General features: G+C 46.0%; 4 protein-coding genes. All 4 read left to right on the top strand.

The window, feature by feature from the left end; genetic code table 11:
- Positions 1 to 996 (top strand): WD40 repeat domain-containing protein (locus ACLFWI_RS29060; RefSeq protein WP_446415820.1); only part of this gene is annotated, 996 nt, incomplete at its 5' end.
- 124 nt (positions 997 to 1120) lie between these two features.
- Complete coding sequence (locus ACLFWI_RS29055) at positions 1121 to 1366, top strand: UPF0175 family protein (RefSeq protein ID WP_044207478.1); 246 nt, start codon at positions 1121 to 1123, stop codon at positions 1364 to 1366.
- Positions 1363 to 1851, top strand: a complete 489-nt coding sequence (locus ACLFWI_RS29050) for a DUF3368 domain-containing protein (protein ID WP_446415819.1) — start codon at positions 1363 to 1365, stop codon at positions 1849 to 1851. The genes ACLFWI_RS29055 and ACLFWI_RS29050 overlap by 4 nt, the downstream gene beginning before the upstream one ends.
- Positions 1852 to 2026: 175 nt before the next feature.
- Positions 2027 to 2617: a DUF3038 domain-containing protein gene (locus ACLFWI_RS29045; protein WP_446415818.1), complete on the top strand. Its 591-nt coding sequence runs from the start codon at positions 2027 to 2029 to the stop codon at positions 2615 to 2617.
- The last annotated feature ends 174 nt before the right edge of the window (positions 2618 to 2791 follow it).

Genomic DNA, 2791 nt, shown 5'->3' with positions numbered 1-2791 from the left:
GACAAAACAATACGCCTGTGGGACACAGCAGGCAACCCCATTGGTCAACCCTTTCAAGGTCATCAGGGTAGGGTCACCTCAGTGGCATTTAGCCGGGATGGTCAAACCATTGTCAGTGGCAGTGCTGACAAAACAATACGTCTGTGGGACACAGCAGGCAACCCCATTGGTCAACCCTTTCAAGGACATCAGGATTGGGTCAACTCAGTGGCATTTAGCCCGGATGGTCAAACCATTGTCAGTGGCAGTTTTGACCGTACAATACGCCTGTGGCGCGGTGGCAATTGGCAGGATTGGCTCAAGGTGGCGTGCAATAATTTAATCAATCATCCCATCTTCGTCGCTCCGGCAACTTTGCTTGACGAGGACTCAGAAAAGTTTAACTGGGCTAAAGATGCTCGCTCTACCTGTCAAACCTCAGTCTGGAACAAAACTGAAAATGCCCAATTTCTGGTCAACCAAGGTCGAGCCATGGCACGAGAGGGGGATATGGATGCTGCTAATGCCAAATTCCAACAAGCCCAAAAATTGTCTGCCAAAATCAATCTTCCCACTTCAGAACAAGTTGCAGGATGGGCGGCTGAGGGTTGGTTGAATCAGGGTAAGAAGCAAGTAGAAGAGGGTAACGTCCAGGAAGCTCTGGCTGCTTATGATAAAGCACAACGGATCGATCCAACTTGGCAAATTTCTGCTGAATCTTGGAATACCCTCTGTTGGTTCGGCAGTCTGCACAAAGAGGTGGCTACAGTTATGGATGCTTGTGAAAAGGCTGTAGCACTTGCGCCTGAAAATGGAAACTTTCGGAATAGTCGCGGCATTGCCAGGGCGCTGACGGGGGACAACCAAGGAGCGATTGAGGATTTTCAGGCATCTATAGAGTGGGCTGATTCGCAGATTTATGAGGAGCAGATAAAACAACGGCAAGGCTGGATTGATGCCCTCAAGGCAGGGAAGAATCCTTTCACGCCGGAGGAGCTTGAAAATTTGTTAAGGTAAGAACCTGGACATAAATTATTGCCGCTGTACTAAGCCATAAATAAGGTGTAACAGTTAATTTTGGGAATTAGAATGACATTAAGAAACGCTACGATAATTTGCAATTAGAGAGGACTAGAACTATATGAGCATTATCATCACTGACGAAATACTGACAGCAACCCGAATGACTGAAGCTGAAATGAGGCAAGAAATCGCGATCATGCTGTTTCAGAAGGAAAAGTTCACCCTTGCCCAAGCCAGTCGATTTGCTGGGATGCATCGCATTGCCTTTCAACACCTTCTCGCTAGTCGGCAAATCCCAGTGCATTACAGTGCAGAGGATTTTGAACAAGATATCCATAACTTACGGGAGATGGGCAGACTTTGATTATTGTTAGCGATACATCACCGATCAATAATCTTGCCGCGATCAATCAATTACATCTGCTACAACAACTTTATGAGATAGTCCTTATTCCCGGAGCTGTCTATCGAGAACTGACTGATCCCAATTTTCCGGTAGCAGGTGCAACTGAAGTACAATCCTTTGACTGGATTAAAACAGCTTCAATCAATGACCGTATAGTAGTTGAAGCACTCAGTAATGAACTAGATATTGGAGAGGCTGAAGCAATTGCTTTAGCACTGGAACTTAGAGCCGATCAAGTATTAATTGATGAACGTCGTGGTCGCCTGGTGGCTGCTCGATTAAATCTTAACTATACAGGAATTTTGGGTATCTTAGTTGAAGCCAAACAACAAGGACTCATCTCTACCGTGAAACCTTTACTGGATGCTCTCATAAACCAAGCTGGGTTTTGGGTTGACGCACACTTATATAACAAAGTTTTACAGCTTGTTGACGAACAATAGCATATTTTGCTACCCATCTAAAGCGGGACATTGAGACGAGGGAAGGGAACAGATAGTTCTCTAGCACTGTCCTGGTTTGAGTTGGTCGCCAAAAAGTTGATGTAAACTTTAAAGGTCGTGTTTCTCTATTGGTAACTACATCCACCCGCCTGATTAAATTTCTTACTCTAACGTTATGCGCTCTACCCTAAAGACGCCAACCTCGTCTCACGCTTGGCAGGATTTGCCCCTGGCTCAAGCGCCAGACTCTCTACAACTGGATAACATTAAAACCCAGTTGGACTTAATCTTGCTGGCGCTGGAAGCCTTGGCGGGGATTGGTTCGGAAGCAATGCTGCAAGCGGCGGCTGACTTAAATTTAGAGTCAGTGGTGTCCGATCGCGTCGGGTTATGGCGTCTGCGTCAGTCTAACCCTCAGCGCAAAAGTTCCGGGGGGCGCAAAAAACTGGATGTGGAAGAAGCGCGATCGCTGGTTTTGATTATTTGCCATTTAGCCAAACAGCATCAGGAACTCATCCGTCGGGCTGTAGCCCTGTTGGAACAAATGACCGAACAAAATAGTGAACCCCATCGGACTGCTTTGTTAGGCGATTATCTCGATACATTTATTAACACCTATCAGGAACGGATGGAGCAAGGAGACAATGTATCTATCGATTTACTCAATCAACTGGCATTCAAATTACTCATTGATTTACTCTTCTATAGTGATACCCACGGTCATCGGCGTCTCTGGTTAGCTTTATTAGGTTCAGCATCTGTGTAGGGGCGGGTTTTACTACCATCATTTCCTTTGCACCTGGATGTAACTAAACCCGCCCTGACTAAGTGCGAAAATTTTGTGTCAAATGACTAATGACAAATGACCAATGACTATGCCCTTATCTAGCTCAGTTCTACGCCGCTATACGCCACCCACCTGCACTCTGGAAATTGTGGC

It is taken from the genome of Coleofasciculus sp. (assembly GCF_046539235.1).
GTDB lineage: Bacteria > Cyanobacteriota > Cyanobacteriia > Cyanobacteriales > Coleofasciculaceae > Coleofasciculus.
Note: the sequence above shows the minus strand (reverse complement) of the source record. Positions and strands in the feature narration are given on the sequence as shown.